The following is a 5,543-nucleotide window of genomic DNA, read 5'->3' on the forward strand; positions in this document are numbered from 1 at the left end:
GGGCAGCACGGATCAGCAGGGCAGCACGCGGCGCGGTCGAGCAAGGCAGCAAGCAGCACGCAGGACGGGGCTGGGCGGCGGGACGGGGCAGTGCGCAGTTTGGGGGAGTCCAGCAAAGCGGTCGCTGGACGGGAGCAGTGAAGGGCAGTGAATCAAGACGTGGCGGTGCGAGAGCTTCGCGATCCAGCCGATGGCGGCATCAAGGCGACGCGACAGTCAGCACCGGACGTGTGGCGTGACGGGTGTGGAGTGGCGGGTCGGGGGAGCAACACGCAGCCGGGTCTCGTGGAGGGAGTGCTCCCGGGATCCGGCGTACCTCGCAAATCTCATCGCGCAGGGACGCGATGTCTGGAACGGGGAGAAGCCTCATGGGAGCGGTGTCCATCGTCACCGCGGCGGTAGCGGTCCTGGCGGCTCACACTGCCGTGGCCCAGACTGCACCGCGGGTGCAGTTGCCGCAGGTTCAGGCACAGCAGGGCGAAGGCCGTCGTCGCATGAATGATCCGGAGCGGCTGGCGCCCTTCGGTCTGATGCTCGACGCGGGCATGCCCGAAGGGGCGGGACTCTCCGGTGTCCTCCGGCCCTCGCCGTACCTGCGGCTGCACTTCGGTGGCGCGCACAACGGTCTGCGAGGCGCCTTGCGCGCGGGCGTCACGCTGCTGCCGCTGCGAGGCAAGCTCTCGCCCTCGTTCTCATGGGAGTTCGGACACGCGCAGGCCGCGAGCACGAAGACGCTGAACCGGCGGCTCGCGGACAGCACGCAGCTGCCCGCCTCCTCCATGGAGCGCGTGGGCTACTCGTACGTCAGCACGCACCTGGGTCTGGAGTTCAACGCGACCCGGCGCCTCAGCTTCTTCGTGCGCGGTGGCGCGAGCTTCATGGAGATGGACGTCCCCAGCCTCCAGAAGCTGGATGAGCCCTTCCGCGACTCGCTGTCTCCCGTGGAGACCAAGTCGTGGATGATGCGCACGCTTCAGCCGTCCGCGAAGCTCGGCTTCATGTTCTTCTTCGGCTGATCAGCCGGCGAGCACCCGTTCGAAGAACGCGAGCGCCTGCGCCTCCGCCCAGAAGTACGGGCGGTGCACACGGCCCGCGACGAAGCCCACGTGGCCGCCCCGTTCGGTCAGCACCACGCTGAGGAACGGGTTGTCCCGCGCCGAGGGCGGAATCACCGGCGCCTCCAGCATCGGATCATCCGCGGAGCTCAGGAGCAGCGTGGGCCGGCGGATGTCCGCGAGCCTGGGCCCCGACGACGCCTCCCGGTAGTAGTGCGTCGCGTCCCGGAAGCCATGCAGCGGCGCGGTGACGACGTCGTCGTAGCCGCGGATGGTCCGCGCTGCCTCCATGCTCGCCCCGTCGAAGGCGCCGGGAAACCGCTGCAGCTTCGCGCGGGCCTTGCTCTTGAGCGTGCGCAGGAACCGCTCGCGGTAGAGCCAGTGGTAGCCGCTGCCGCCATCGAGCTTCCGGCAGCACGCGTCCAGATCGTACGGCGCGCTGATGGACGCGGCGGCCACCACCGGCGCCTGGTCCCCGGTCTCCTCCAGCAGCCGGCACAGCACGTTGGCGCCCAGCGAGAAGCCCACCGCGAGCATCGGCCCGGTGATGCGCTCGCGCACGTCCGCCATCACCAGCAGCGTGTCCGCCGTGTCCCCGGAGTGGTACGCCCGGGGGAGCCGGTTCGGCTCCCCGCTGCACGAGCGGAAGTTGATCGCCGTGGCGCCCCAGCCGCGCTTCGCCGCGCCCCGCAGCACCTCCGTGACGTAGCCCGCCTGGGACGACCCCTCCAGGCCGTGCAGCACCACCACGTGCGGCGCGCTCTTCGGGCCATCGAAGGTGTCCAGGTCGACGAAGTCCCCATCCGGCAGATCGCGCCGCTCCCGGCGCAGGGGCGGCACGCGGGTGGGCCGCACGACCGACGCGTAGATGGTCTGCGCATGCGCGCCACGAAGGCCCGGCGCGGGGACGAACGGCTCGGTGGGCTGGAACGTCACTTCCGCTCCCGGATGGCGCGCGCCATGCGCATGGAGGCACAGCCGGACTCGCGCACCGCCTGCGCCTCCGCGGTGAGCTGGAACAGCGCCAGGTAGTTGTGCACGCGCTCCTCCAGCGTGGGGGCCTCGATGCGGCGGCACACCTCGTCCGCCGCGTAGTCCCGGCACACCTGGGGCCGCCGGTCATAGACGGTGCACAGGTTGTCCGCGCCCAGGTGCGGGCACCGCAGCCCCAGGGGCTTGTCCAGCGCGGCGATGTCCGGCGCCACGCAGCAGGCGCCACAGCAGGTGCACTCCATGAGACTCCTCGGTGATGCGCTTCAGCGGCGGACGGCCTGCTCCACCTTGCCCAGGTTCGTCACGGTGAGCGTGACGCCCTGGCCCTTCTTCCACGCGACGAACTCCTCCTCGCGCGTGGGCTTCACCTCGTGCTGCTTCACGCCGCCGTCGTCGTAGCGCACGAGCACGGTGTAGTCCTCCTCGCGCCGCACCCGTTCGTTCGTCCCGGCGGTGAGCTCCGGCCAGCGCGGCGGCCCCTCCGTGCCCTTGAGCTCGCGCGTGTCCACCGGCTTCCACACGTACGTGTCGTAGGCGCACTGCTGCGCGTAGACGGGCTCGTTGCGGTAGCGCGTCTCCGTGTCGCAGTCCTCGTAGGACTCGTTGCAGTACTTCGTCACGTCGTGGCAGACCTCCTCCGCGAAGCCGTTGCCCTTGTCGCGGCGGGTGCACTTCTCCTCGGTGCCGCAGGCCACCTTGCGCGTCTTCGTCCGGCACACGCGCTGGGTGCCGTCCGCCACCCGGCGGGTGCCACGCTGCCGGGACACGCAGTCGCGGATGTTCGTCACGCCCGCGACCTCGCCCGTGCCGTTCACCGGCATGCGCGGCGCGGTGGGGTTCAGCTCGTCCCGCCAGCCCGAGCGCGTCTCCGGCACGAAGCGCTCCTGCACCAGCGCGCGGCGCCAGTTCGTCGCCACGACCTCGCCCTTGAACTCATGCTTCATGTTGCCCCAGATGCCCACGGCGCAGGTGCCCAGGCAGCAGGAGCTGAGGATGCCCACGACGATGAGCGCCACCTTCCCGAAGCGGCGGGGCTGGGGCGCGGGCTTCGGTGGCGCCTTGGGGCCCAGGTCCGCGACGGGCGCGGCCTTCGCATCCGAGCCCCGTTCAGCGGAGCACTGCCGGCAGCGCTTGCCGTCGCCCCGGTTGGCCGCGCCGCAGTAGGCGCAGAACCAGTCCTCGCCGGCACCGGCCATGTCCAGGGCCTGCTCGTCGCTGACGCCCTCGCGGGTGGACTTGCCGGAGGCCGCATCCACGTCACCGAAGTCGAACTCGGACTCCTTGCCGCTGAGCTCCCGCGGGTTGTTGCAGGAGGGGCAGTTCTTGTGACGGGCGGGGATGTTCCTGGCGCCGCAGGACGTGCAGTTCCAGGAGCCTTCGATGATGCGCCTTCGCTCGGCCATGGGCGCATCCTAGGGGACCTGTCGCCGTCTGACACATCCGGGTTGAGGTCGCCGTCCCCATCGGGCCCGGGCCACGAGCCGGGCCTGCCCTCGTGCGAGCGGCCCTGCGCCAAGCGCTCACCGGGCTGGCCCCGGAGCTCACACCCAGAGGGCGCGAGGGAAGGGGACCTCCGGCGCGGGAGGCAGGCCCGCGCGCAGCGGGCGCAGCATGGGCAGCGACCCGTCCCGCTGCACGCGCACCGCGCCGGGCACCCCGGTGAGCAGGGGCGCCGTCGCGGGCTCCTCCCACCACACCACGCGCTTGAGCCCCGCGTGATGCGCCACGCGGCGCGCCTCCGTGAGCAGCGCCTCCGCCGCGGAGGCGTCGCGCGCGTCCAGCATCAACACCACCAGCTCGCCGTAGCGCGCGTTCATCACCCACAGCGCGGAGGACTCGCCCACCACCGCGCCGCACGTCCGGGGCCGGGGCCGCGCCAGCAGCTCCGCGTAGATGCGCTCCCGCTCCAGGTGCCAGTCCACCTGCGCGGCGCTGGGCCACAGGAAGAAGGGCACCTCCGGCCGGCGCATCCGCGCGAGCGCCAACGCCACGTCCGTCTCCTGGAGCCCGCCGTCCACCGGCCGTCCCCCTGGCGCATCCGCCGCGTCCAGCTGCCAGTCCCACGCGGGCACCTCCACGTAGCCCGACCGGCGATACAGCGGCGCTCCCACGTCGGAGAAGAGGACCACCGAGTGCGGACGCGGCGCCACCTGCTCCAGCTCCGCGGCCACGGCGTCCATCAACCGCGTGGCGTGTCCCCGGCCGCGCAGGTGCTCCTCGGTGAAGACGCTGGCGATGGCGTAGCTGTCCCCCTGGGTGAGCTGCCCGTCCGCGCCCCGCAGGAAGCTGTCCGTGTGGAAGGTCTCGCACGACGCCAGCACCCGGCCGTCGTCCGCCAGCCACAGCCACGTGTTCATGCCTTCGCGGCACCACGGGTGCGCGCGCAGCCGTGCTTCGCGCTGCTGGTACTGCGGCACGCTCAGGGGCGAACCCCACGCGGAATGGGTGACGGCATCGCGCTGCGCCTTCTGCGCGTCGGTGGCGAGGACGAGGGACATGGTGCCGGGCACGCTAGACGCGCACCCCGCCCGAGCGCGAGCGCTACAGCGTCGTGGTGTACGGGAACCGGAAGTGCAGCTGGAGGTACGCCTGCCCCACGTGGAAGATGCCGTCCCCCAGCGAGTCCGGCAGCCCCAGCCCGCCCAGTTCCTGCGGCACGTAGAAGGTGGACTCCCAGCCCACGCTGACGAGGAAGCTCTTCGCCAGCTGGAACTCCAGGTCCGCGCCCAGGCTGGCCCCGGGCCGCAGGAAGTGCGTGTCCGGCAGCGTGTCGGAGAAGATGTACGCGTACGTCAACACCAGCCCCACGCCCAGCTTGAAGCGCACCGGGCTGGACGACAGCGGCAGCCCCACGCCCAGCGGCTTGAACGTCACGCCGTACATCCCCGTGTCGTGCCACTTCGGCGAGATGATGAACGAGTCCGGGATGAAGATGGACGGCGAGATGCGGATCTCGTCCACCTGCTTCGCCTGCTTGCGGTAGCGCGCGGGGATGGCGCGCTGGTTCTTGCGCAGCCACTCCCTGTCCAGCACCGCGTCCACCGACAGCTTCAGCCCCGTGTGCAGGAACTGGTCGTCCGCGATGGGGCCGGAGAACACGAACACCGCGGGCCCCACGCCCACGTCCACCGGCACGGTGACCCTCTGGGCCGCCGGGACGACGGCGGGCCACAACGACAGCGCGAACAGCAGCGGAAGCAGGGTGGGCCTCAAGGGCGGGTCCTCACGTACCGGGTCCGGAGAGGACCCACATTTCAAGCCTAGAAGGTCAGGACGCTCCCTGTCCCGCATGCGCTAAGAAGTTCGCGCCGGAAAGGGAGCCGGCCCTTCACGCTCCCTTGCAGGTCCGTCGCCGCACCTGCCTCACCCCAAGGAACTTCGATGCTCCCCGTTGCGCTGTTGCTCGCCTCGTCACTGCAATCCCAGACGCCGGCGCCCGCCCCTCGCTGTCTCTTATACACCTCTGACGCTGCCGACGATAAGGCCCGACTACGA

The 5,543-nt window shown here is 71.1% G+C and carries 6 protein-coding genes; 1 reads left to right on the forward strand and 5 read right to left on the reverse strand.

Going from position 1 to position 5,543, the window contains the following annotated elements; all coding sequences use genetic code 11:
• Window positions 1-494: 494 nt before the first annotated feature.
• Window positions 495-1,016 carry a hypothetical protein gene (locus D7W79_RS37995; RefSeq protein ID WP_244222199.1) on the forward strand — a complete coding sequence of 174 codons (522 nt, stop codon included), beginning with the start codon at window positions 495-497 and terminating at the stop codon, window positions 1,014-1,016.
• Here D7W79_RS37995 and D7W79_RS38000 read toward each other — a convergent pair whose 3' ends face one another.
• From D7W79_RS38000 to D7W79_RS38020, 5 genes are all read right to left on the reverse strand, one after another.
• Window positions 1,017-1,991, reverse strand: a complete 975-nt coding sequence (locus D7W79_RS38000; protein ID WP_120530149.1) for a hydrolase — start codon at window positions 1,989-1,991, stop codon at window positions 1,017-1,019.
• Window positions 1,988-2,290, reverse strand: a complete 303-nt coding sequence (locus tag D7W79_RS38005; protein ID WP_120530150.1) for a YkgJ family cysteine cluster protein — start codon at window positions 2,288-2,290, stop codon at window positions 1,988-1,990. The genes D7W79_RS38000 and D7W79_RS38005 overlap by 4 nt, the downstream gene beginning before the upstream one ends.
• A 21-nt stretch (window positions 2,291-2,311) precedes the next feature.
• On the reverse strand, window positions 2,312-3,451 hold the full coding sequence (locus tag D7W79_RS38010) for a hypothetical protein (RefSeq protein WP_120530151.1): 1,140 nt from the start codon (window positions 3,449-3,451) through the stop codon (window positions 2,312-2,314).
• Between the two features lie 138 nt (window positions 3,452-3,589).
• Window positions 3,590-4,546: a GNAT family N-acetyltransferase gene (locus tag D7W79_RS38015; RefSeq protein ID WP_120530153.1), complete on the reverse strand. Its 957-nt coding sequence runs from the start codon at window positions 4,544-4,546 to the stop codon at window positions 3,590-3,592.
• A gap of 43 nt (window positions 4,547-4,589) precedes the next feature.
• Window positions 4,590-5,261 (reverse strand): hypothetical protein, encoded by a 672-nt coding sequence (locus tag D7W79_RS38020; protein WP_120530152.1) that lies wholly within the window; start codon window positions 5,259-5,261, stop codon window positions 4,590-4,592.
• Window positions 5,262-5,543: the final 282 nt, after the last annotated feature.

The organism is Corallococcus exercitus (assembly GCF_003611585.1).
Taxonomy (GTDB): Bacteria; Myxococcota; Myxococcia; order Myxococcales; family Myxococcaceae; genus Corallococcus; species Corallococcus exercitus.